The sequence below is a fragment of the Odoribacter splanchnicus DSM 20712 genome (assembly GCF_000190535.1).
Lineage (GTDB): Bacteria > Bacteroidota > Bacteroidia > Bacteroidales > Marinifilaceae > Odoribacter > Odoribacter splanchnicus.
Genome location: NC_015160.1, coordinates 2,440,577 through 2,466,296 on the forward strand (window position 1 = coordinate 2,440,577; position 25,720 = coordinate 2,466,296).

At 45.2% G+C, this 25,720-nt stretch carries 21 protein-coding genes and 5 riboswitches; of the genes, 5 read left to right on the forward strand and 16 right to left on the reverse strand.

The window, feature by feature from the left end; all coding sequences use genetic code 11:
* Window positions 1-2 precede the first annotated feature (2 nt).
* From ODOSP_RS10270 to ODOSP_RS10345, 16 genes are all read right to left on the reverse strand, one after another.
* Complete coding sequence (locus ODOSP_RS10270) at window positions 3-1,040, reverse strand: FecCD family ABC transporter permease (RefSeq protein ID WP_013612246.1); 1,038 nt, start codon at window positions 1,038-1,040, stop codon at window positions 3-5.
* On the reverse strand, window positions 1,037-2,161 hold the full coding sequence (locus tag ODOSP_RS10275) for an ABC transporter substrate-binding protein (protein ID WP_457920612.1): 1,125 nt from the start codon (window positions 2,159-2,161) through the stop codon (window positions 1,037-1,039). The genes ODOSP_RS10270 and ODOSP_RS10275 overlap by 4 nt, the downstream gene beginning before the upstream one ends.
* Window positions 2,162-2,173: 12 nt before the next feature.
* Window positions 2,174-2,695 (reverse strand): cob(I)yrinic acid a,c-diamide adenosyltransferase, encoded by a 522-nt coding sequence (locus tag ODOSP_RS10280; protein WP_013612248.1) that lies wholly within the window; start codon window positions 2,693-2,695, stop codon window positions 2,174-2,176.
* A 99-nt stretch (window positions 2,696-2,794) separates the two neighbouring features.
* A complete protein-coding gene (locus ODOSP_RS10285) occupies window positions 2,795-5,197 on the reverse strand; it encodes a DUF5018 domain-containing protein (RefSeq protein WP_013612249.1) in 2,403 nt (800 codons plus the stop codon).
* 72 nt (window positions 5,198-5,269) lie between these two features.
* Window positions 5,270-6,247, reverse strand: a complete 978-nt coding sequence (locus ODOSP_RS10290; RefSeq protein ID WP_041556686.1) for a hypothetical protein — start codon at window positions 6,245-6,247, stop codon at window positions 5,270-5,272.
* A 328-nt stretch (window positions 6,248-6,575) separates the two neighbouring features.
* A riboswitch (cobalamin riboswitch) is annotated at window positions 6,576-6,776 on the reverse strand.
* 255 nt (window positions 6,777-7,031) lie between these two features.
* Window positions 7,032-8,024 carry an electron transfer flavoprotein subunit alpha/FixB family protein gene (locus ODOSP_RS10295; protein ID WP_013612251.1) on the reverse strand — a complete coding sequence of 331 codons (993 nt, stop codon included), beginning with the start codon at window positions 8,022-8,024 and terminating at the stop codon, window positions 7,032-7,034.
* A 133-nt stretch (window positions 8,025-8,157) separates the two neighbouring features.
* Window positions 8,158-8,940, reverse strand: a complete 783-nt coding sequence (locus tag ODOSP_RS10300; RefSeq protein WP_013612252.1) for an electron transfer flavoprotein subunit beta/FixA family protein — start codon at window positions 8,938-8,940, stop codon at window positions 8,158-8,160.
* A gap of 43 nt (window positions 8,941-8,983) precedes the next feature.
* Complete coding sequence (locus ODOSP_RS10305; protein ID WP_013612253.1) at window positions 8,984-10,123, reverse strand: acyl-CoA dehydrogenase; 1,140 nt, start codon at window positions 10,121-10,123, stop codon at window positions 8,984-8,986.
* A gap of 8 nt (window positions 10,124-10,131) precedes the next feature.
* Complete coding sequence (locus tag ODOSP_RS10310) at window positions 10,132-11,235, reverse strand: 5-methyltetrahydropteroyltriglutamate--homocysteine S-methyltransferase (RefSeq protein WP_013612254.1); 1,104 nt, start codon at window positions 11,233-11,235, stop codon at window positions 10,132-10,134.
* A 127-nt stretch (window positions 11,236-11,362) separates the two neighbouring features.
* Window positions 11,363-11,564, reverse strand: a riboswitch (cobalamin riboswitch).
* Between the two features lie 225 nt (window positions 11,565-11,789).
* Window positions 11,790-11,992: riboswitch (cobalamin riboswitch) on the reverse strand.
* A gap of 203 nt (window positions 11,993-12,195) precedes the next feature.
* The gene (locus ODOSP_RS10315; protein ID WP_013612255.1) at window positions 12,196-12,786 is read right to left on the reverse strand and encodes a DUF2284 domain-containing protein; all 591 of its coding nucleotides are present in this window, start codon (window positions 12,784-12,786) and stop codon (window positions 12,196-12,198) included.
* Window positions 12,787-12,940: 154 nt separating this feature from the next.
* Window positions 12,941-13,537 (reverse strand): MarC family protein, encoded by a 597-nt coding sequence (locus ODOSP_RS10320; protein ID WP_013612256.1) that lies wholly within the window; start codon window positions 13,535-13,537, stop codon window positions 12,941-12,943.
* Between the two features lie 127 nt (window positions 13,538-13,664).
* Window positions 13,665-15,020, reverse strand: coding sequence for an aldehyde dehydrogenase family protein (locus tag ODOSP_RS10325; RefSeq protein WP_013612257.1), 1,356 nt, complete (start codon window positions 15,018-15,020; stop codon window positions 13,665-13,667).
* Window positions 15,021-15,192: 172 nt separating this feature from the next.
* Window positions 15,193-16,305, reverse strand: a complete 1,113-nt coding sequence (locus ODOSP_RS10330) for a 4-hydroxybutyrate dehydrogenase (protein ID WP_013612258.1) — start codon at window positions 16,303-16,305, stop codon at window positions 15,193-15,195.
* 66 nt (window positions 16,306-16,371) lie between these two features.
* Entirely contained in the window at window positions 16,372-17,664 is a 1,293-nt protein-coding gene (locus ODOSP_RS10335; RefSeq protein WP_013612259.1) for an acetyl-CoA hydrolase/transferase family protein, read from the reverse strand.
* 14 nt (window positions 17,665-17,678) lie between these two features.
* Complete coding sequence (locus ODOSP_RS10340; RefSeq protein WP_013612260.1) at window positions 17,679-17,990, reverse strand: NifU family protein; 312 nt, start codon at window positions 17,988-17,990, stop codon at window positions 17,679-17,681.
* Window positions 17,968-19,431, reverse strand: coding sequence for a 4-hydroxyphenylacetate 3-hydroxylase family protein (locus ODOSP_RS10345; protein ID WP_013612261.1), 1,464 nt, complete (start codon window positions 19,429-19,431; stop codon window positions 17,968-17,970). Before ODOSP_RS10345 ends, ODOSP_RS10340 begins: the two co-directional genes overlap by 23 nt.
* 277 nt (window positions 19,432-19,708) lie before the next feature.
* Window positions 19,709-19,912: riboswitch (cobalamin riboswitch) on the reverse strand.
* Window positions 19,913-20,271: 359 nt separating this feature from the next.
* Window positions 20,272-20,457: riboswitch (cobalamin riboswitch) on the forward strand.
* Window positions 20,458-20,674: 217 nt separating this feature from the next.
* On the opposite strand from ODOSP_RS10345, the gene ODOSP_RS10350 reads away from it, so the two are divergent.
* The 5 genes from ODOSP_RS10350 to ODOSP_RS10370 are packed head-to-tail and all read left to right on the forward strand — an operon-like array spanning window position 20,675 to window position 25,588.
* A complete protein-coding gene (locus tag ODOSP_RS10350) occupies window positions 20,675-22,216 on the forward strand; it encodes an acyl-CoA carboxylase subunit beta (protein ID WP_013612262.1) in 1,542 nt (513 codons plus the stop codon).
* 53 nt (window positions 22,217-22,269) lie between these two features.
* Entirely contained in the window at window positions 22,270-23,754 is a 1,485-nt protein-coding gene (locus ODOSP_RS10355) for an acetyl-CoA carboxylase biotin carboxylase subunit (protein WP_013612263.1), read from the forward strand.
* A gap of 9 nt (window positions 23,755-23,763) precedes the next feature.
* Window positions 23,764-24,285 carry an acyl-CoA carboxylase biotin carboxyl carrier protein subunit gene (locus ODOSP_RS10360; protein WP_013612264.1) on the forward strand — a complete coding sequence of 174 codons (522 nt, stop codon included), beginning with the start codon at window positions 23,764-23,766 and terminating at the stop codon, window positions 24,283-24,285.
* Between the two features lie 8 nt (window positions 24,286-24,293).
* Window positions 24,294-25,073, forward strand: a complete 780-nt coding sequence (locus ODOSP_RS10365; RefSeq protein ID WP_013612265.1) for a threonine/serine exporter family protein — start codon at window positions 24,294-24,296, stop codon at window positions 25,071-25,073.
* Window positions 25,070-25,588, forward strand: coding sequence for a threonine/serine exporter family protein (locus ODOSP_RS10370; RefSeq protein WP_013612266.1), 519 nt, complete (start codon window positions 25,070-25,072; stop codon window positions 25,586-25,588). Before ODOSP_RS10365 ends, ODOSP_RS10370 begins: the two co-directional genes overlap by 4 nt.
* Window positions 25,589-25,720: the final 132 nt, after the last annotated feature.

Consider the following 25,720-nt stretch of genomic DNA (forward strand, 5'->3'; position numbering starts at 1 on the left):
AGTCAATTGAAATATTGAATTTTACGCTGTTTGACCAGAATATAGATAATGACGGGAGCACCCAAAACGGGAGTGATGGCGTTCAATGGCAAAATCCCCGTTTCGCCGGGTAATACACTGATCAGATTACACAACAGGGCTACCGCCCCTCCCAGCAATAAGGTCACAGGCATCAGGGAATTGTGGTTCGAAGTACCCAGCATCAAGCGGGCAATATGCGGCACGGCCAATCCGATAAAAGCGATAGGCCCGCAAAAGGCGGTTGTTATTGCCGTCAGCATACCGGTCGCAATCAATAACAGATTGCGGGTAAGCCGCACATTCACACCCAGATTTTCAGCATACCGGTTTCCCAACAATAAGGCATTCAAAGGTTTGATCAACATGACCGATAAAACCAAACCGGCGGTAATCGAAACGATAAATACAGGCAATTGCCCGGAAGACACTCCGCTGAAATTTCCCAATCCCCAGATCATATAAGAATGTACTCCTTCGGCCGTAGAGAAAAAATTCAATAATGAAATCACCGAGGAGGTGATGTATCCGATCATGATCCCAATAATAAGTAGCATCAAATTATTCTTTGTAAAAGCAGAAAAGAACAGCAAGATTCCCATGACGATCATAGCCCCGGCAAAAGCTCCGGCCAATACCGCCAGAAAACCGGATATACTGAAAACCCCGGCAGTAATACTTCCTCCACCGAGCAACATCACCAAGGCCACGCCCAGGCTGGCCCCGGTATTGATCCCCAATATCGAAGGTCCTGCCAGCGGATTACTGAAAACGGTTTGCAACATCAACCCCGAGACAGCCAAGGCTGCTCCACACAGCAAAGCAGTTATCCCTTGCGGAATACGCGATTCCAGCAAAATGAACCGCCAGCTCTCCCGTTCTACGGCATGTCCGCACAAAATATCCCATACTGCGCCTGCAGGAATACGTACCGAGCCTACCCATAAGTTCGCCGCGAACAACAGAAGGATCGATACGATCAAACCGATACTATATTTCCATCCGGATGGTAAAGATTTCATTTTTCCAATCTTTTAAAATAACGGCACTCTCCTGCCGGTAACACTCCCGGGTGAAAAATCCGGATCAGATCTTCCAACAGCCGTTCGGGATGAAAAGGGGTCTCTGTATAAAAAGGTACCTGTCCCGAATTACATCCATACACCTGCCCGGTTTGAAAGGCCCGGAAACCGGCATATGAAGCGTAGTCGGACTTTAATTCGGTCAGGGTTTTATCTTGTTGCCGGTTGTATTTGAATAACCAGAAATCGGCATCCTGCCCTCGGTCAAATACCGTTTCAAAAGACAAAGGAATCGAACCGCTATGTTCGTCCTCCGCCCACATATAAGTAGCCCCGGCATCCTGATACAACCGTCCGGTCGTGCTTTTTCCTCCGGGTACATACCAGGCGGAACCGCTTTTCAATTCAGATATCACCGTCGGCCGCTGATTTACAGACTTGACCAAATCACACAGCTGTAAATAATCCGCACGGACAGCAGTGAATAACGAATCAGCCTGCCGCCGTTTCCCGAAAAGCAAACCGAAAAAACGCATCCATTCAGACCGCCCCAAAGGAGAGGTCTCCATATAATCGGCACATTCGATAACCGGTATCCCTAATTTTTCAATCCGGCCATAACCTCCACTATTTTCAAAAGGGGAGAGCAGGATAGCATCAGGATGAAAGTCGATTATTTTTTCAATATCCGGATTCATAGTATTTCCGGCGTCGACCATTCGCCCGGAAGCACAACGATTTTGTATTTCAGGTATTTCGATATATTGCAGATCACATATTCCACCAATCCGATCGATTGCCCCCAGTTCGGACAGAAGCCCGCAATGTACCGAAGAATATACCAATGCTTTTTCCACCGGCGTCCGGACCAAGGTCCCTTCAGGCAATCCTTCCGGCAATTCAGTTTCCCGGCCGACCAAAACATAGGTATGTAAAATCCGGGCCGTATCCCAAGGGTTTTGTACCCGCACCAATATATAATGTTCACTCGAATCTATCCGAATCCGCCCGGCATATTCCATCCGGAGCGCGGACAAAGCATCTCCTGCAGAAGCCGAATGCCTACTTTTACAACCTACACCAAGAGCCAACAACAGCCCCAGCAACCAAAACCGCATCAATCTATCCATATCTCAATGATCAAATCCATCCCGGGACAATACTCCCCGGGTATAATAATGTTTCACTTCACGCATTTCTGTCACGAGGTCAGCCAAAGCCAGCAAAGCTTCGGAAGCATAACGCCCGGTAATCACCACCTCTGTCCCTGTGTCACGCAGCCCGATGACTTCCAGTATTTCTTTATCGGAGAGCAAACCAAAATACACAGCTATAGTCAGTTCGTCCAGGATGACCAGGTCCCATTCACCCGAAGCCAGTATTGCCGCACATTCCCGGAGTCCTTCCTGGACAAGGCGTACGTCTTCGTCTTCGGGCCGGTGATCAAGGAAACATCCTCTTCCAAACTGCCGGACCGCCAACCGCCCGGGGAAACAGGCTTCCAGCCGGGTTTCGTTATATTTCATGCTTTTGACAAACTGCCCGATAAACACCCGTTTACCAGCACATAAAGCACGTACCGCCAAACCGAATGCAGCCGTTGTCTTACCTTTACCGTTTCCGGTATAAACCTGAAGGTATCCCTTTGTTTCCATTGAAGCGTAAAAGTACAAAAAATGCCTTTCCTTACAAAATACGAAAAGCCCCCTGCCAACTAAAAGCTGCAGGGAGCCGTCCGATGTAAAGTATTTCCCTCAATTTCGTTCCAATTCTCCGTTTTTAGCCTGTTCGAAAGTCGGATTATAAGCATTATGCCCGACAACCCAAGAAGTATCATCCGTCAATCTCCCGATTGCTTTTTCCAATCCTTTAAAAGATACCAGGCCTAACTGGTACTCGATATTGATCACTCCGACATTTTCCAGGGCTCTAAAACAATCCAGATTAGTCAGGACATTATTACACCAACTATCCTGATTTTTACTGTAAGTAGTCAGCACCAATATCCCGACTTTTTTCAAAACGGGAGTATAGATTTCCTGTAACATGCTCACTAAAGATCCATTCACATAGCTGGTTTTGATATTCAATTCACCCGTCACCTCCTCCAAGGCCGGAAAACGAAGGGCATCACAGACTCCGGTATAGGTCATGTTATTCACTATCCTTAAAACCGGAAATTCCGTCGGCTGTACTTTTTGTCCGAATCCTTCGGAAAGGGTCAATTTTCCGCTAATCTCTGTCAAATCAGGAAAACGAAGCACACCCAGGCTGGCACCATATGCCTGACTCACCGACAAAGTCCCTATTTTCTTTAATCCGGGGAAGTTGTATTCTACCCGTCCGGTAATAGTTGCAGGCATATTACTTACTGATACATTCTGCACCTCTTCGATTCCTGAAAAAGAAATTCCGGGAATCCCGTTAATGGTCAGATTCGTATTCAAGGTTTTACTGCCCTTTAACGTCAAAGCATTTTTTCCGGTAATCTGCAGGGCATCTACTTCAAGGCCGGTCAGATCCAAGGAAGTCAAGGCATCCAAATTGTTTAAAATACAATTGTTCAAATGCATTCCCTTGAACTGGGCCAGCAAAGAAATATCCTGCAATTTTTTCAGTCCAATGAGCGAACATTGTGATCCGATGGATTTCAATACGGGGAAAGCGTCAATCGAAGTAACCTCATTCAAATTACTCAGACTCATCGAACCACCGATAGAGGTCAGGGCATCGAATCCCTTTAATTCGCTGACTGCCAAACCGGACAGGGTGAAATTACCACCGACTGTTGTCAGATTCGGAAAACCGTCGAAAACCGTCAATGCACTCATCGAGGAGAAATCAAATTTTCCATCCACTTCCTTCAATGCTCTCAATGAGCTTACCTCTGTTATTGCCATTCTGGTTAAAACAAAATCACCTTTCACTCGCGTCAATGCAGGCAAATTCAACTCTTGTATCTTATCAGATGCATCGATACAGAATCCTCGCAGACCGACTTCTGTCAAAGACTCCAAACTGACTTTTTCCAAATTTTGAATGTAATAAATTTTAAATCCACCGAGTGATTTTACTGAAGGAAAATTCATTTCTTTTACTTGATGCGTCCACCACAATTCAAAATAATCGGCGACTTGCTCCAATTGGGTGAAGTTCAAAGTTTCAACAGCATTCATCTGCTCCAATTTAATAGCAGTCGCCGATTTTAATTCCGGGAAAGCTAACTCTTTCACCCTATAAACATTACTCAATGCTAATTGATTTCCAATCAAACTTAATTTCGGAAAGCTCAACTTTTCCGGAGCATTCAAGACACCGTTCACTTTCATGGATAAATTTTCTCCGATAACCGATAAGGCCGAAAAATCTATATCTTTCACATCTTTAATCTGAATCGACAAATTTCTTCCTACCTTTTCCAATGCAGGCAAACTCAACGTTTCAACGGTATCAGCTCTGAAAGTCAATTCTGAAGCTACTTTTTTCAAATTTGGCAATTCAATCTCCCGTATCCACCGAAGTCCAATGGTTGCATTCTGTATTACACGTCCCATCACCAATCCTCCAACCTGTTCCAAATTTTCCAAACCGGCAAATGAAGTTCCGGCATAAGTCGGATTTATGGTCACCGTTCCGACAACCTCTTTTAGTGAGGCCAAAGCTGCCAAAGAAGTAAGGGAGTCTTCCTTCACAGTTCCTTCTTCTTTACCGATAACCAAATTTCCATTGACTTTATTGATCCCCTGAGCAGCAAAGGCTTCCAAATCTTCAACCGAAGTCAGACGAACATCTCCTTCGCTACCCGTCAAGGTTCTCCGTACTATATACTTGTAAACACGCTGAGTATTATTGTAAGCAGTTACTGTAAAATTTTGTAACTTTCCCCAATCCTCAACTTCACCAGGATCCGGAGATATCCGGGCATTTTCACTACACAAAATCTCCATTATCGCCCCCTCAAGAGAAAGATTTTCAGGGATACTCAAAATCAGACTATCTCCCTTAATTATCCCGGCATAGGAATCTCCCTGCTGAACCAGTCGGAATGAGGTGATGTAGTTTTCATTTCCGGAAAACAGGCTGTCATCGTCCTCGCAACTCGTCAGCGAAACAATAATGCCAAGCAACACAATATATATTAAATTATTTATCTTCATAGGTTTATCATTTTTTACATTTACAACTTTTTCAGCTGATTAATCTCACAGTTGAAAAACAGGCTTCATCTGTTACTCCTGAATAGCAGGTTTTATCCATTGCTGGTCTTCTACCAATTGCTTGTAAGTCGGATTGTACAAATTATTTTCCACACTCCATTTCTCTTCGGGACAGGTCAGGATGGCCTTTTTAATTGCCTCGTAAGAAGCTAGTTTCCCATGATCATGAATCCGGATTCCCCCCACTTTTTCCAAGCTGGACAAGAAATCCAGATTTTCCAGGGTTTGATTCAAATAACCGGTATTCTCATTATCTCCCCAGGGAGTTGGTCCGATCGGGCGCAGTTCCAATGTCCCCCCAACCTGCTTCAAAGCCGGATACAAGACCACGGCCGGTCCCCTCGATCCATAATAGTCATATCCGGTCTGAAACATCATATCCTCCCCGACCGTCGCCAGATTCGGAAAAGTCTTTTCATCATAATAGTCGATACTTATGATTGCCTTCCCTCCGATAGACTTCAATTCGGGGAAATGGTATTCCTTGATATTGGAATATAATTCAAAATTACCGGTTACTTCTTCCAGTGCAGGAAATTCGACGGCCTTTACATTGGAATTGGCCCAGTAAGAGAAATCCCCGTTAATTTTACGGATATTACCGATTTCAATGCTCCCTCCGTTCAGGCCAAGATAACCGATATTCAGTTTTCCCACTTCCCGGAAACCTTCTAATTTCGGGAAATATCCCGAAAGGTTATCCAAACTGATTTTACCTTTAAAAATATCGTCACCGATCACCGTCGTATTTTCCAATCCGGTACCGCTGAATCGCAATTCCTCGATTTCTATTCCCTGGATATCCAGGCGTTCTATACCTTTCGATACTACAAACACCTTCAAATTTTTCAAACCGGCAGGCAACTTCAAATATTCTGCCGTACAGTTCAATGACAGCTTCCCTCCGATTTTTTCCAAAGCCCCTAATTTTTCAGTATCCAGTCCTAAAAGTGTGACGTTTAAATCTTCGATTTTTTTGTGGATTTCCACAAGAGGAATAATTGACCGATGACAATTAACAATTGACAATGATTGGAAGCTTTACTTCCATCAAAAAACAGCTGAAAAAAAGGGAAATGAGTAGGGAAATTGAATGTTGAATGATTGATAATCAATATGATGTAAATATTTCCTAAAGTATGTTGTTTTACAGTAAACTGGTATTTGTCAATAGTCAATTAACAAACGTCCTGTAAGGGGCATCACTTTGTAAACTTTATGAAATTTCGACTAATTTAATCGAACGTTTTTCCATCGACATCCAATAGAATAATTCCAATTAAAAATCAGTACAACCGGCATTCTAATCCCAGAGAACACCAAGTTTCTGATCTTGGCAGGTCTTCTGACTTGCTTTATCTCCGGACGTCCTTCCCGTTCATGTAAAACAGTGGCGTGAGTAATGTCCAAAGACTTTAAAAAGCTTACAGCAGCGGGTCTGTTCAGGATTCACACCTGATTCCCTTTTCACCGCTCCGTTACGAAAATAACGAGCAGCACCAAAATCGACGGTAAAAGTACAAAAAAAGAGAGATGAAAGTTTATTTTAAGTAATTTTTTAAATCATTTTTAATATAAGGCGTAAAAATATACTGGGACAATCTTTACCAGCCGATTATTTCAAAAATACGAGCTTTGACATTTAAGATGCAATCAATTTGATTTATCAGTGCCAAGATATTGATTTACTCTTAAATACTCTTTCCTCTTGCTACCGTCACCAATAGAAAAGGAAAGAGTATAATTGAACAAACACCCGGTTCATTTCCGATTTTTACTTCCGGAGTTTTTCTGTCAATATGGGGACAATTTTATGTACATCTCCAACAATCCCCAAATCTGCTGCATTGAAGATCGGAGCATATTTGTCTTTATTGATAGCAATGATGTATTCTGATTCTTCCATACCGGCAAGGTGCTGAATAGCCCCTGAAATCCCCAGGGCAAAATACAGATCCGGCCGGACCGTCTTTCCGGTTTGCCCCACTTGGCGTTCGTGGGGCATAACCCCGGCATCGACCATTGCCCGCGATGAAGATACTTCGGCATTCAATGTTTCCGCTAAACGACCCAGCATGACAAAACCAGCCGTACTGCCGACACCACGCCCACCTGACACCAGCACTTTAGCTTCCGTTATGTCGATCCGGGTTTTCTGTTCTTTCACCGTTTTCAGAATTTTAACTCTGAATTTCGACGGGTCGAAACTGACTTTCATATTTTCAATCGTCCCCCGCCGTGCCGGATCTTTGGGTTTTGTACGCATCACTCCCGGCCGGACAGTAGACATTTGCGGACGATGTTCTTTACAAATGATCGTAGCCATCAGGTTACCACCGAAAGCCGGACGGGTCATCAGCAAATCATTTTCGGGCGAAATGTCCAGGCCTGTACAGTCGGCCGTGAGGCCGGTAGTCAGCCGGGCAGATAATCGGGGGCCCAGATCGCGGCCGATAGTCGTGGCTCCGATCAATACGATGGCCGGATGACGTTCACGGATAAATTGGCTGACAGCTTGTGCATAAGGCTCGGTATTGTACTCTGCCAATTCACGTTCGTCCACACACACGACAATGTCGGCACCATAAGCAATCAGCTCCTGAGCCTGGTCTTTCATATCATAACCGAGCAATAAGGCGATCACTTTCTCATTCAAGGTATCGGCAAGTTCCCGGGCTTTACCCAGCAGTTCCAATGCCACTTTTTGTATGATACCTTCGCGTTGTTCTACAAACACGCAGACGTCTTTATATTGGGATTTATCCATTGTATTCAAATTAACAATGAACGGTAAACGGAAGCAGACCTCAGCCAATGGCCGGAAAAAAAGTATATGTTCAAGGTATAAAAACTTAAGGTTTACCACAGTCTGTGGTCTGCAATCCGTTGCTACCTGTTCATCAGATTATAAATTTTTCTTTCAATTTCTCTACGATTATATCGGCAGCTTCGGCAGGTTCCACTTCAAACACCTTTCCGGCTGCTTTTGCTCCTTTGGTAAATGATTTCCATACGCGGGTGGGCGATCCTTTCAAGCCTAGTTTTTCTTCTTCTACACTGATATGTTCAAAGCCCCACACTTCAACTTCTTTGTTATAAGCCTCCACAATTCCCCGGACCGACATATAACGGGCTTTATTAGCCGTTGCCAGCACCGTCACCACGCAAGGCGCATCTACCTGTACCAGCTGAAAACCGTCTTCTGTGGACTTCCGGATCGTAAATGTCCTGCTTCCGTCAAATTCCAGGTTTTCAACATAAGTCACCTGAGGTAAATCCAAATGTTCGGCAATCTGTGGTCCTACCTGAGCGGTATCCCCGTCGATGGCTTGCCGGCCGGTGATTACCAGGTCAAAATCCAACACGCGCAAAGCGCCGGCAATCGCATTCGACGTAGCGAGAGTATCGGCACCGGCAAATTTCCGGTCGTTCAAATGAATAGCACGGTCAGCTCCCATAGCAAAAGCCTCACGCAAAATATCATCGGCCTGAGGAGGCCCCATGGTTATTACCGTGACTTCCGCCCCATATTTATCTTTTAATTGTAAAGCCATTTCCAGTCCCCCTTTATCGTCGGGATTCATAATGCTGGGCACCCCATCCCGGATCATCGTCCCCGTAGCGGGGTCCAATTTGATCTCTGTTGTATCCGGCACCTGTTTGATACATACTACTATTTTCATACGTTTATCATTTTTTCATTTATCGATTATCTTTTCTCCACTCTTATTTGAGTAATGCAGCTGCAATCACCATCCGTTGTACTTCAGACGTTCCTTCATAGATTTCTGTAATCTTGGCGTCCCGCATCATTCGTTCCACCGGATATTCACGGGTATAACCGTAGCCTCCATGGAATTGTACTGCTTTGGTCGTCACCTCCATCGCTGTTTCGGCTGCAAACAATTTAGCCTGTGCAGAGTCAGCAGAATAAGGTTGTTTCATATCCTTTTTCCAAGCTGCTTTACGCACCAGCAGACGGGCAGCCTGAATCCTGGTCTGCAAATCGGCCAATTGGAATTGAGTATTCTGAAACTGTCCGATGGACCGTCCGAATTGTTTCCGTTCTTTTACATACTTCACCGTTTCATCCATAGCCCCCTGAGCAATACCCAAGGCCTGTGAAGCGATTCCCATACGTCCGCCGTCGAGTGTTTTCATTGCAATCCTGAAGCCTTCCCCCACTTTTCCCAACAGATTTTCTTTCGGGACGATACAATTTTCAAAAATCAACTCACAGGTTGCGGATCCCCGGATGCCCATTTTTTTCTCTTTTTTACCGATAGAGAATCCCGGAAAATCACGTTCTACGATAAAGGCCGAAATCCCCCGCGTCCCCTGTGCCTTATCGGTCATGGCCATGACAATGTAAACGTGTGCATAAGCAGCATTGGTAATAAAAATTTTGGAGCCGTTGAGCACATAATGCTCCCCTTCCTTCACAGCCATCGTTTGCTGTGCCGAAGCGTCCGTGCCTGCATTCGGTTCGGTCAGTCCGAAAGCTCCGATCCATTCGCCGGAACACAAGCGGGGCAAATATTTACGGCGTTGTTCTTCATTGCCGAACTCATAAATCGGAGAAGCGCACAAAGAAGTGTGTGCAGAAACAATAACCCCTGTAGTAGCACATACCCGTGACAATTCTTCGACAGCCATCGAATAGAGTTGGTTGTTGCCACCTGCCCCGCCATACTCTTTGGGGAATGGGATGCCCATCATTCCCAAAGCAGCCATTTTCTTTACCGTTTCTTCCGGAAAACGTTCTTCCTCGTCGACAGCTGCTGCCAACGGTTTCACTTCTTTTTCTGCAAATTCCCGGATCATTTGCAAGAATAAATTTTCTGTTTTTGATGTTGAAAAATCCATATAAATCGTTATTTATTTTTCCATACGGAATGTGCAATTTTTAACATTAACCGGATTTTGTTCCACTGTTGCTTTTCGGTAAGTTTGTTTCCCTCTTCGGTAGAAGCAAAGCCACACTGGGGACTCAGACAAAGCCGTTCCAGGGGAACATACTGGCTGGCTTCCGCAATGCGGTTTTTCACTTTCTGTTTATCCTCAAGGGCAGCATTTTTGGTTGTAATCAATCCCAAGACTACAGTTTGGTTCTGTATGAAGCGTAAGGGTTCAAAACCTCCCGAACGCTCGTCGTCGAATTCGAGAAAAAAAGCATCCACCGGGAGGTCGAATAAGGTTTCGGCAACCGGCTCATACCCCCCCCACGATGCCCAGGCAGAATGATAATTACCCCGGCAAACGTGCATTGTAATGGTCATTCCTTCCGGTCTTGAGTTCAAAGCCATCTCGTTTATCCGGGCAAAAAGGAGGGCCATTTCTTCCGCATTCACCTGTGGATTGCAGCGGAATTTTTCATCACAAAGCATACCCCATGTGCAATCGTCGAATTGGAGATAACGACATCCTGCTGCAGCGAAACCACTGATCACCTGGCGATAGGCCTGTGCTATATCTTCTAATAATCCGTCTATCCGGCCATATACTTTCAGGGTTTCATCCATATTTCCCTCGCGGATCAACTCGGCCAAAAGTTGTGCCGGAGAAGGAATCGTTTGCTTGGGTATCGCCTGGCCAGCCAGTTTCTGGATGAAACGGAAATGAGCGATCATGGGATGATTGTATCCTGTAATTTTCCCGGTCACTTTTACAGATTCCGGTCGGGTTTCCAGATTGTGAAATACATATCCCTGCCCAACTGCCTTTTTCTCTATGCCTCCTAATCCCCAAAAGAAGTCGAGGTGCCACCACGAACGGCGAAATTCCCCATCTGTAATAACCTGTAAGCCGACAACTTTTTGTTCGGCTATTAATTTTTCAATTTCTTCATCCTCGATTTGTTGGAGTGCGGCAGGAGATAATAAGCCTGATTCGAAGTCTTTTCTTGCTTTTTTCAGTCGTTCCGGTCGCAAGAAACTACCGACAATATCCGCCCTAAACGGAAGTTTTACCTGTTCCATTGATTTTAACAGAATTAAGGTAACTCACAGATAAGATAGATTGCATGTAAATGACCACTGCCCTGTACACACCAAGTACAGTTTACCAGTTCATTTATTCTGTCACCTTTCACCCGAAAGCTACGAATTAAACAAAAGTACTCAGGCAGGTCTTCTGACTTGTTCCGATTGTACGCCTTCCCACCGGACATACCGGCAGTGGCTTCCGAATGTACAACCTTTGAATAGAACTTACAGCTACGGGGATAGTCCCTGATTTTCACAGGAGTTCCCATTTTAATCCTGAATCAGTGATGACCGATTCTGAAACCTGATACCGACACAAATATAACGGAATTTATCGAATAAAAAAAAAGTTGGTTATTGTTTTGAAAAATTCAAAAGAAAATTAAAAACACCGGCAGGATGCGTCGGACGGATCCTTCAAATAAAAACAGGCCAGAAGGAAATACGAACACTCTGCCGCCTCCCACATACACCCGCATTTATCCCCGGTGTTTTAACAGTACAGTAATATATATGTGCAGGTGTCCGGCTCTGAATCCGCGAAAGCACAGACGATTGCTTGTATGGCAGGTCTTCTGACTTGCTCCAATCCAGACGCCTTCCCGTCGGAGGTATAAACGACAGTGGCAGAAGCATTGTCCGGACGTTGTAAAGAAGCTCACAGCAGCGGGGCCTGTCCGGGATTTACACCCGGTTCCCTTTTATTTCCTATACCGGATGGACATAGGAAAGCCAATACGCTTCAAAAATAGAGAATAAAATTTATTTTACAAATTTTAAGACAACTTATTTTGAAAACACCGGTAGAAATTTCAGCCCACCGATGCTTATAAACGATTCCTAAAGCGTATAAATAAAAGGCTGGAATCGATCGAAAGATAAGACCATAAAGCAACAAAATCACGCAGACACATTTCAGGTTGCCGACGCAACCACTGGAACGGAAAAACCAAACTATGGTGCAGGTTTTAAGCTTATGTCGATTGGCACATCGGTAAATAAACCACTGACTAACATCAGATATTCGGGAAATTTCACCCCATCACTCCATACCAGTGGAATATGAAGTAATTCTTCAGCCGTACGGCCGAGATCGAAACCGAAAGATTCCAGGGAATGACGGATCAGATGAGGATGACGGCAAGGCTGACCGGTGATACGGGTACACGTATCGTCAGGGCAAAGGTGACAAGTCCCTGCGTAACAAGCCAGACTACCCGGATATTCCGTTTCAAGCCACCGCAACCAAGAATCTAGTTGAAGGCGCACTTCTGTCAACAGGCCGATAACGACCTCTTTCTCTGTTCCCGCAGGAATAGTTGGTACAGAGGATGGATCAGGCACGATCTGAGTGCCTGTTATGCAGATATATTTGTACTTGCCAATCCTTGCAGATATATCGAAATCGTATGGTGGACAAGCCCAGCAACGATCATAACGATTACATCTGCGGCAAAATACAATGAATTTATCTTCATCCCGGTATTTCCGGATATACTCCCCGGCCGGCATAAAAACAGTATGATGTGAAATAGCATAATCCATATCACAAAAGTAATTAATTCCTGGCTGAAAACCGATGGTTCCTGCGGGTACTTTTTTATAGCCGAACAGAGGAATAAAACAGCGACTTCTGAATAGTTACCGGTAAGTAATCGTTGACAAGGCGTTCAAAAACAAAACGTTACTATAATTGGCTTTAGCGTGAAAATGAATTCAACAACATACTCAGATTGCTGATAAACAGCCGTACGGACATTGCCAGCAGGATGATGCCGAAAAATTTACGCAGGACGTAGACACCACTTTTCCCTAAAATGCGTTCCACCAGATAAGCATTGCGGAGTACCAGATAAACCAGAAGCATATTGAGTGAAATGGCCAGGATCAGGTTGGAGAGATGACATTCTGCCCGCAGAGAAAGCGTCGTTGTCAATGTCCCTGCCCCGGCAATCAGAGGAAAGACAACAGGCACAATAGTTACACTCCCGGCAGGTCCATCGTTACGGAAAATTTCTACACTGAAAATCATTTCTACAGCAAGCACCAGCAATACCAATGCTCCGGCTATGGCGAAAGAAGAAATGTCGACATTGAAAAGTTGCAACAGGGCATCCCCTGCAAAAAGGAAAGTAATCATGACTGCATAAGAGATCAGAGCAGCTTTCCCTGCCTGCACCTGTTTTCCTGTTGCATTGAGATTGATGATAATAGGCGTAGAACCTGTAATATCGATCACAGCAAACAACACCATAAAAGCGGTGAATATCTCCTTTATACTCAAATGCAAATCCATCTATATAAACTTTACGAACTATATTTTGGGGTTTGCAGGCCGCAGGTTATCCTTATAAATCATGAAACCACTCCGAAATATTTTTTAACAACTGCGGGCACTGCAAACCCGGCCACAATCCCTATTTTCAATCCGCCCAGATCTCTTCATCCGAAGGCACATGGATACGTGCCGACAGCGGAGCAATCCGGGTGATATTTAATAAATGTTTATAAGTAAAATTCTCCGAAATCGAATTATTTCCCCAGCTTCCGCATCCCAACGTATTGGTTACAGGCAGACCGTTCTGAATAGACCCACCGGCAGTGGTTGCACAAGGAGCGTTCACAATCAGACGGGAAACGGACAATTCGGTGCCGGCCTTAATCACATTGGCCTGATCGTTGGAATGAATTCCGGCTGTATGACCGTTACCTTCCATGTTCAGGTTAGTCTTGGCGATCCGTAAGGCTTCTTCAAAATTGTCATATCCGAGGCAACCCATTACCGGAAACATTTTTTCTTTGCAGATACGATCGGCATGTCCGGCTCCGGTTGCTTCAGCTACAATGACACGGATACCTTCAGGCAGATCGATACCGGCAGCACCGGCAATCTTCTTCACCGACTGCCCAACCAAAGCCCGGTTTATTTTTCCTTCCGGGAAGAGTACATTCAGCAAACGCTCTTTCTCTCCGGCAGTAACAAAATAAGCCCCATGTGCAGTAAAGGCCTTGAACACAGCTTCGCGATCGGTTACCGGATAAGTGAAAAATTGTTCTCCGGAACAGATAATACCATTATCAAAAGCACGTCCGGTAATCACCTTTTCAGCTGCTGCCTCCAGATCGATATTACGATCAAGGATCACCTGTACATTACCGGCACCAACACCGAAAGAGGGTTTTCCAGAAGAGTAAGCGGATTTCACCATCGGCATCCCTCCTGTGGCAACAACGACATCGCAGGCTTCCATCAATTCTTTGGTCTTATCGATAGAAGGTTCGTCGATCACCTGGATCAGATCGGCAGGAACCCCGAACGGAGCCACAACGTCCTTGATCAGATTTACAGCCAGAGCCGAGCATCTTTTTGACTGTGGATGCGGAGCTATAATAATGGCGTTTTTGGTTTTGAGGGCAAAAATAATCTTCGACATCGGTGTCACAATCGGATTGGTCATCGGCGTGATCCCGGCTACCACACCGATCGGTTTGGCAATTTCGATCAATCCGGTTTTTTCATCCATATCGATGATACCCATGGATTTTTTACCCCTCAGGTTATAATAAACCCCTTTCGATTTATTGCGGTTTTTAGCTACTTTGTGCTCATACACCCCCATGCCGGTTTCGTTTACAGCCAACCGGGCCAATTCTTCGGCATGATCATAAATGACACGGGCAGCTTCGCGGATAACCCGGTCGACCTGATCCTGGTCAAAATGATGTTCGTAAATCTCCTGAGCCTTGCGGGCTTTCACCACCATTTCCTTTATTTCCATAACTTTTTCAGTTTATAATTATAACACAAACTTTAATTGCCGGACAGCTTTCTGTCTTTGTTTCTGCCTGATCAGTCTCAAAGCTCCCGACAAAAAATCCTCCGGATTTTTCTCAACGAAATCCAGGATTTCCTAAACGATTACAATGTAATTCTCAACTTAAAAAATTGATTTAATACAGCACCTTATAAATCTCCCGGATCTCCTCCTCCGACAGCGAGACATAATTATTGGCCAAAAGACGTTGCTGAGTCTGCAACACACTGCTGGTAAAACCCTGAATTTCTTCCGGTTTCATTCCATACACCCGGAGTTTATTCTTCGGAATCAATTTACCCAAAAGCTCATCGAGTACCGGATAGGGATTTTCGTTCACACCCAATTGTACACACAACAAGTCGTTCAGCCGGGCAATATCGCCTGAAGGATTTTTGGCATTATAAAGTTTGAATACTTCGGTGAAAAACTGATAATTCGATTCGCCATGAGGTACATGATAACTACCACCCAACGGATAGGATAAAGCATGTACAGCCCCCACCCCTGTATTTCCAAAAGCTATTCCGGCATAATTACTTGCCATCAGCATATCCCCCAGTCTTTCGAAACGATATTCGGGTCCGTTCGCTGCAATCCCCTGAAACACATCGATGATTATTTCGATGGCAGCCCGGCAATACAAACGGGTATAAGGATTGGATTTGGGCGAAACATACGACTCGGTGGCATGTACCAACGCATCGATCGCACTACAGGCATAAAACTTAAAAGGCAGCCCTTTGAGCAACTCCGGTACCAGCACAGCATCGTCGGCCACAATGGCATCGTCGGCCAATCCCATTTTAGTATGTTTGGAGGTAATTTCAGCTATGGATATATTGGTCACCTCGCTTCCGGTTCCACAGGTGGTAGGCAAAATGACCAATTGTTTTTCTTTGACGATCGGAATTTTACGTTCGAAAGCTTCCGTAACGTCTTCCACCCCTTTCAATACAAACAATTTGGAAATATCGATCACCGTTCCGCCACCGACCGCAATCACCCGGTCGAAACCGACTCCTTTCACTTCTTTCAGGATAGTGTTCATCATTTTATCCGATGGTTCTCCTAAACCGAACTTCTCCTGCATAATGAAATGACAAGGGAGATTCAGGGATTTCATAAAAGGTTCATAAAGGAATTCATTGGTAATCACCAAATCGTGCTCCGAGAGCTTGAATTCACGGGCAAAATCGGCAAAATGATCGAATTTGCTCAAACGGGTTTTTAATTTAAATAATTGCATAATACATGATTATAAAACGATGGACGGCCCCGCGACCATAAATCGCCGGGAGTTATCCGCCACCAGTTAATCCTTAAAACGTTTCTGATATTCTTCTTCCAGCATAGGGCGGAAATCGGGATGTGCCACAGCAATCAATGCCCGAGCCCGTTGTTTCAGCGTTTTACCTTTCAACCGGGCGATGCCGTACTCAGTCACCACATAATCGACATCATTGCGTGAAGTAGTAACAGCTGCACCCTGCGCCAAGAAAGGTACAATCCGGGAAGCCTTACCTTTAGCTGCAGTCGAAGGCATAGCCATGATCGATTTACCACCGGCAGACCAGGCTGCCCCCCGGACATAGTCTACCTGTCCTCCGGTTCCGCTGAATTGTTTCAGTCCGATTGTCTCGGAAGCCACCTGCCCCATCAGGTCAACCTCGATGCAGGAATTGATGGAAACCATCTTTTCATTTTGTGCAATGACACGAGGATCGTTGACATAATCTACAGGACGCATTTCTACGCAGGCGTTTTTATCGACGAAATCGTACAAGCGGCGCGTCCCCATCAGGAAAGTGGCAACCAATTTCCCCGGATGCAAGGTCTTTTTACTGCCATTGACCACTCCTGATTCCACCAAATCGATCACTCCGTCGGAAAACATTTCGGTATGGATACCCAGGTTTTTTTTATCTCCCATAAACAGGAGCACGGCATCCGGAATCGCTCCGATCCCCAACTGTAAGGTGGAACCATCCTCGATCAAAGAAGCACAATTACGCCCGATGGCTTTTTCGACATCCGTAATTTTAGGCAGCGGAATTTCGGGCAATGCCAGGTTAGTCGGAATAATATAATCCAACCGGGAGATATGAATTTTGTTGTCTCCCTCGACATAGGGCATATTTTCATTCATCTCTGCGATCACCAGTCGCGCCTTTTCTGCTGCCGCTTTAGTATAATCACAAGAGAGTCCGAAACTGCAATTTCCTTCACTATCGGGATAAGACACTTGGATTACCGCCACATCCACAGGATATACCTCATCAAACAGCTGTGGTATTTCATAAAAAAATACAGGAAGAAAATCGGCCCGGTCGTCAGCGACAGCCTGGCGCGAATTTCCCCCGACAAAATTAGTGATGTGGCGGAAATGTCCTTCCGTCCCGGGTGTCAGGTATGAGCCATCGTTCAGCGTAAGCATGTGGTAAATACCGACATCATGCAAGCGTTCTTTTTGTGCGATCATTTCCGCCGGCACAACCTGCGGACAACCGGCAGCATGTCCGAACACAAGACGGTCTCCGTCTTCTATGGCACGGACAGCTTCCTCCACTGTCGCAAACCTGTTTTTATATATTTCTTTCCATTCCATAATCCTCGTTTTGATCACCTTTTTCGGTTTAATAATTTCCGGGCAAAAGCGAGTAAGCCCTCATCTGTTTCGTTGATCAGATACACACGGCCGAGTTTATCTCCAAGCTCACGACGCAAACCTTTCTCTACCACTTGTTCCACCGTAATTTGTGCCGCAGGACAGGCTCCACAGGCTCCGGAAAACACAATTCCGACATCCCGGCCCCGGATTTCCCTGACACTCAAATCCCCGCCATGTTCCAGTAAATGAGGACGGACCCGGTAAAGTACGATCTCCCGGACCCGTTCCTCAAAACTACTACTACTTTCTATCTTTGCTTTCATCCACCTTAGCAATCACTTTAGCCAGTTCTTTCTTCGCAGCCAGATTTCCCTGACGGGAGATCATAATACGCTGTGCCTGAGGTGAACCTGCTCCATGCATAGATTCTGTCCGATATCCAACAGCTGCCGTACCCAAGGTAATATTTTCGATCAGGCGCAGGATACGCATCCGGTTTTCGGTAGAAGTCCCGGTTGCTCCCTGCAAATATTTCTCTACATAAGGACCGATCTTTTCGCTGCGTAAATCCTGCTCGGATGGCATGGTCACCATTAACCCACCGGCAATATCTTCTGCAAGACGGGCAATCTCATAAGGCATACGGGTAATATTCTGTTTGCAGACATTGGCCAACAACAGATTGATCTGATAGTTACCGGCAGGCATCTTTTCACCCTCTGCCGAACAGGCAATACCACAAGCATAAAGCGTCTCGTTCAGATGTATCATTTCGATCAGCTTATCCTTGATGTGGTTGGCTTTGGGCACGCCATTGTAATCGGCGGCAAGGGCAGCTGCACCGATCAATACATCCCCGACTCCGACTTTACACCCTCCGTAAGACTGACGGTGATATCCGGCGAAACGCTCTACCATCATTCCGGCAAATTCATATTCCCGACACATAAACACCCGTTCATTGGGAACAAACACGTTATCGAAAACAACCAGTGCTTCGTGCCCACCATACTGTGCATTTCCGAGGTCCATATCGGCATTTTCCTCCATTTTACGGGTATCACAGGACTGACGGCCGTACACCATAAATACGCCTTCGGCATCTGAGGGGACAGCAAACGAAATGGCATAATCTTTATCCTCTTCTTTCATGGCCACAGTAGGCATGATCAGGTGTTCGTGCGAATTGACAGCCCCGGTCTGATGAGCTTTTGCTCCCCGTACGACAATACCATCCTCCCGCACTTCCACGACATGCATATACATATCCGGATCTTCCTGTCTGGAGGGCGACAAACTACGGTCACCTTTCGGATCGGTCATCGCTCCGTCAACCGTAAGGTCGTTTTCCTGTACAAACTTCATATATTCAGTGAACCGCTTGTGATATTCTGTCCCAAGCTTCTGGTCCATCTCATAGGTGGTAGAGAAAATGGCATTGAAAGCATCCATTCCCACACAACGCTGGAAACAGGCTGCCGTCTTTTGTCCCATCAAACGTTGCATTTTCACTTTATTCACCAAATCTTCCGTGCTTTGGTGGAGATGGCAAAAACGGTTGATCCGCTTGCCGATCAGCGGTGAATAAACAGTCATCAGATCCTGATATTCCGGTTTTTCAGCCAATTCATAAGTTTTGGCTACAGAATTCATAGAAGGACGAATCATCGGGTGGTCGACAGGATTTTCGATCAGCTCACCCATAAAATAAACCTTCAGATTCAATCTGCGGAGGCTTTCAATGTACTCAGCTCTGGTCATCATAATTAGTGGCGTTTTATTGATTAACAATACAATATTTAAAGAATTATTTCTCTAATCAAAAGACACAAAGGACAACTATCGTATGCTATATAACATACGTCTTTCCCTTTACGGAAACGATAGCGCCAGCCTTTTTAAAAAATAAAAAAGCATCCTTTACACATCCTCCCTAAACGAGGTTATGCCTTCGTGTTTTCCAGGACACACCCGTATCCCTTTTCCCAAAATAATTGTGAAAAACAACGCACATACCCATTGTCCTTATTCCCCAGAACAACTGGCAATTATAGGTCAGGCAGGTCTTCTGACTTGTTCCGGATTTTGCGGCCTTCCCTTCTCCCGGAGGAAAAAGTGACCATAAGAATGCAAAACCCTTTTTAAAGAACATACAGCTGAGGGTACAGTACCGGATTCTCACCGGATTCCCTATTCAACTCATTCCTCCGTGTGAGGATGAGTCACCATGACGACGCAAATGTACCTAAATAAATTTATATTCCTACTTTTTTTCTTTAATTTTTAAATAAAATGAGAAAAATAATTGCAGCAATGAAACAAACCTCTCCTAAAAAATCATAAAATAACACCTCCTTCACCCGAACTTCCTTCTCCTCTCTCAACGTCCGATGAAGTAAAAAATCGATTAAAAACAACGGAATGCATAAAAATAATCGACGATCATCCGGACAACAAAGACCCGCCTCTTATAAAAACAAGAAGTTACAAATTTTTACTCACTGATAATCAACAACAAAATAAAGGAAAAGGGAAAGATTTTATTAAAATTTCAACGGATAAAAGATTTTTTATACTTTTGTCCCATTGAAGTTCTTTACAAGATGTGAATCAGATCGCTCAGGTGCCTCATTACGATGGGGAGAATAGGGAACCGTGTGAAAATCACGGACTGTCGCGCAACTGTAATCACCATAAAAGTTCGGCCAATCATGTCCACTGTCAGCATAAGACGGGAAGGACGGCTAAAACGGTGAAAGTCAGGATACCTGCCTCAGCGAATTGACAATGCTTTCGCGGAATAAAGCCAGAGTCAGCCCTTATCAGACCGACACCCGTCCGGGTAAATATACCCCTGCGTATTCTTTATTTTGTGAAAGCTAAGTTTAAGCCATGCTCAACGGTAACAATCGATGATTAACGAGTAATTATCAATCGGCTACACTTACGAATCTTAAAAGAGATTGCCAGAATAATAAAGCAATTAATAGATGTAAACTGACTTAGCATGAGAAAATCGTTTGAAAAATTCCTGGCGAGACAGGAAGCCTTAGCCCGGCAATACGGCGAAGCATATGAAGAAAAACAACACAACCGCGGCAAACTGACAGCCCGGGAACGAATAGAATTTCTTTTTGATGAAGGCACCTTCGAGGAAGTCGATGCTTATTCTCCATCGGCCACCACCTCTTTCGGTAAAACAGTACGTTCCTATGGAGACGGAGTTATTACCGGATTTGGAAATATAAACGGCAGACAGGTATTTGCCTATTCCCAGGACTTCAATGTTCAGGGAGGATCATTGGGTTCTGTACACGCTGCCAAAATTATAAAAGTACAGGATATGGCCCTGAAAACAGGTTCTCCTGTTGTAGGCCTGATCGATTCGGGAGGAGCGCGCATACAGGAAGGAGTGGCCAGTCTGGCCGGATATGCCGGTATTTTCCGCCGTAATGTACTGGCCTCCGGGGTCATTCCCCAAATATCGGTGATCATGGGTCCGGCAGCAGGCGGCGCCGTTTATTCCCCGGCACTCACCGACTTTATCTTTATGACTGCCGCAACCAGTTATATGTTTGTTACAGGCCCCAATGTCGTTAAACAAGTGTTGAATGAGACCATCTCTCCCGAAGAATTGGGAGGGGCTTCAGTACATGCTGTCAAATCAGGAGTCGCTGATTTTGTTTTCAACGATGACGAGAACACTCTGCGGGGAGTGAAAATGCTGCTTTCCTATCTTCCTTCCAACAATATCGAGAATGCTCCCTATCTGGCCACCGACGATCCGGCGGACCGTATAGAAGAAAGTCTCAGAGACCTTGTTCCCGAAGATCCCGACAAACCTTATGACGTCCGGAATATCATCCGGCTGATCACCGATAAAGGTAAATTTCTGGAAATAGCTGAAAACTATGCCCCCAATATCATTATCGGCTTGGCCCGGTTCGGAGGCTATGTAACCGGAATCGTCGCCAACCAACCTCAGGTGATGGCCGGTACTTTGGACATGAACTCTTCTGTCAAGGCTGCCCGTTTCATCAATTTCTGTGATAGTTTCAATATTCCCATCCTTACTCTTGAAGACGTTCCCGGATTCCTGCCGGGAGCTGATCAGGAACATGCCGGGATTATCCGCCATGGAGCAAAATTATTGTATGCTTACACCCGGGCTACTGTACCCAAAATCACCGTCGTACTGCGAAAATCTTACGGAGGAGCCTATATCGTTATGAACAGCAAAGGGATCGGTGGCGACTACAACTTTGCCTGGCCGACAGCAGAAATCGCTGTCATGGGACCCGAAGGGGCAATCGCCATTCTCTACCACAAAGAACTGGCCGCTGCCGAAGATCCCGTTGCTTTGAAAAAAGAATTACTGGCACAATACCGGGAGGAGGTTGCCAATCCTTATATCGCCAACGAAAAAGGATTTATCGATGAAGTCATCGACCCGTCCGTCACCCGACTGAAAATCATCCGGGTACTTAAATCTTTAGAAAAGAAATCAGTCAGTCTACCCCGCCGGAAACATGGAAATATACCGCTTTAAAAAGATAAAAGCGAAAGAAAAGGGGGACAAAATAAAAAGATAATGAAATAGATATGATAAAATCAGTTTTAATAGCTAACCGAGGCGAAATAGCCATCCGAATTGCCCGTACAGCCCGGCGCATGGGCATCAAAACTTATGTCGTCCGAACAGCCAAAGAACCCGAAGCTGTATATTTATCAGCTGCTGATGCCGTGATCAATTTCCCGGAAACCGATGGGAATATACCGGAATTTCTGGATATCGACAGATTGGTTGGACTAGCCCGGGAATATAAGATCGACTCATTACATCCAGGTTATGGAAACCTGTCTGAAAACGCGGAATTAGCCGAACGCTGCCGGGATAATGGAATCGTCTTTATCGGCCCTTCACCCGAAGTCATCCGACTTATGGGCGATAAAGTTGCAGCAAAAGGAATTGCCGCACAGAGCGGAGTCCCCATGCTTGGAGCCAGCCAAGGAGCCGTACATACCCTCGATGAAGCCCGGAAAATTGCCAAACGACTAGGCTATCCGGTCATTATCAAAGCAGTATCGGGCGGAGGAGGACGAGGAATGCGTATTGTCCATCATCAGGATGAACTCGAACAACTTTACAAAATAGCAACCGCAGAAGCACAGGTAGCCTTTAACGATCCTTCGGTATTTATCGAAAAATACCTCGAAAACCCGAAGCACATCGAATTTCAGATTGTAGCCGACAATTATGGAAATGTCGTGCATCTGGGCGAACGGGAATGCTCCATACAGCGTAAACATCAGAAGTTGATGGAAGAAGCCCCGTCACCCGCTCTCGACGAACGCCTCCGGAAAAAAATGGCAGCAGCAGCAGTCTCCCTGGCAAAACAGGCAGGCTATCAAAGTCTGGGAACAGTGGAATTCCTGCTCGACCATCAGAAGCATTTCTATTTCATGGAGATGAACACCCGTATTCAGGTGGAACACCCGGTTACAGAAGAAATCACCGGAATCGATCTGGTGGAATTACAATTCAATATCGCTGCGGGCCGGAAATTACCGTTGCGTCAATCTCAGATTCACCTCAACGGCTGGTCTATCGAATGCCGGATCAACGCAGAGGACGTACAAGCCGGATTTTCTCCCAGTATCGGTGTTATCCGTCAACTTCGTTTACCACAAGGCAATCACATCCGCATTGAAACCGGTATTGCCCCCGGTTCAGAAATTACCCCTTTTTTCGATTCTATGGTAGCCAAACTGATCGTCACCGGAGACACCCGCGAACAAGCCATCGAACGGACTCTTTCGGCACTCGAACGTTTCCATGTGAAAGGGATCCGTACCACAATCCCTTTCTGCAAAGCAGTATTACACAACGAAACTTACCGTAACGGTGATTTCGACACCTCCTTCATTGAAACCCGCCTCCATTCGACGGTCTGGCGCGAACCGCACGAAGAATTGCTCGCAGCTCTATTCGCCGTGTATACCTACACACACGAAAATACTCCTGAAATCGGTCCCGACACACAAATCGACCCCTGGGTATTGAACAAACGAATCAGAAATCTATAAGTACCAAATATGAATAATAAAGAAATCAGTAAATACATCGCTCTCAGCGACAGACAAACGGAATTCGAATTTACAGTAAAGAATAATTATGATTTCAGTTTGAAACGGCAAAATATACGCCTCGACCTGATAGAGGAAGCAGACGGATTTTTGGTCTTATCTTATAAAGGACTGCGTTATCCAGTAGAAATTGTTTCACGGAAACAAAATGAATACGAAATATTGCTCAACGGTGTCGCATATACTTTCTCTGTTGAAACTCCGTTCTCTCTGAAACGGAAAAAAATACTGGCCAGTCGTCAAAGCGACTTGGCGACAATAATCATCAAATCTCCCATGCCTGGCAAAATACTGGACGTCCAAGTAGATAACGGTCAGGAAATCAACAAAGGCGACACTCTCTTGATACTTGAAGCCATGAAGATGCAAAACATCATTACCGCCACCCACAGAGGCCGAATCAGTCGTTTATGTGTCAAAACCGGCCAAATCGTTGGTAAAGACGAAATTTTAGCAGAAATCAAACTCTAAACGCAGCCATGCAGGAACACAGCAAAAAAATACAGGAATTATCGAATTTTCTGCTGGATTACGCCACCACACTGATGGCAGTCGGCAGCCATACTTCACGTATTGTAAAAAACGTGACCCGCATCGCCGAGTCTTTTGGCTTTGGAGTGGATATGACCATTTTTCAGCGCAACATCACCATGACCGTCAAACATTCCGAAGACTACTCCATCCGACGAACTTACGTCCGACGGATTCCAGCAATGGCTTTAAACTTCCGTACAATATCAGACCTGAGTGCCCTGAGCTGGGAAGCTTATGACCACCATCCGGGACTTCACGAGCTGCAGCTCCGGTTCAATACCATTGTCAACACCCCACGTATGTCACGCTGGATGGTCCTGTTGCTGGTTGCCTGTGCCAATGCTGCATTTTGCCGTTTGTTCGGAGGAGATCCGATCGCCATGGGATTGGTATGGATTGCCACCCTGGCCGGCTTTTTTATCCGTCAGGAACTCACCAAACTTCAGTTGAACCATATGGTCATCTTTATTATTTGTTCCTTTATCGCTTCCCTGACTGCCGCACTCGGAGTATTCTGCAATTTAGGGACCACCCAAGATATCGCACTAGGTACCAGCGTCCTGTTTCTGATTCCCGGAGTACCGCTGATCAATTCCATCCTGGATATACTCGAAGGTCACGTCCTTGTCGGTTTATCCAGAACAATCAATGCCACGATATTAATTATTTGTATCGCTCTCGGCTTATCCATGACTTTATTAATTTTAGGAAAAGATATATTATGAACAACGAATTCTGGTTACCTGTCCTCACCGACGGATTATTTGCCGCTATTGCCGCCATCGGATTTGCCGTTATCTCCAATCCCCCCAAACGTGCTATTTCAGTTGTAGCCTTACTGGGAGCTTTCGGCCATGCCTGTCGTTTCTACCTATTACATTACACCCCGTTGAATCTGACCATATCTTCACTCTTTGCAGCTTTCGGAATCGGGATGCTAAGTATGTTAGCCGCCCGCCTCGTCCGGTGTCCGGCGGAAGTATTTTCTTTTCCGGCTCTACTTCCCATGATCCCAGGTATGTATGCCTATAAAACTGTACTTGCCCTCATCCGCTTTATGAAAAGCGACGATGTATCCCAGTCACAACAACTGATTGTCGAAATCTTCCGCAATGGCCTGACTACTTTATTTGTTATGTTTGCACTCGTCATCGGTGTTTCACTCGCCATGTTCATCTTCTATAAACAATCGTTCACTATGACCCGGCTGCTACCCCCTCATCACAAAAAACAAGCCTAAAAACCGATTGGGCAAATATCACAAACATAGAAATAAATATCCTAAAATCTTTATCCGTATTAACTACAACAGACAACAGTCCCGGGAAAGATTTTTATAGAAACAACGAATCAATTAGTGCGAGAAAGATTA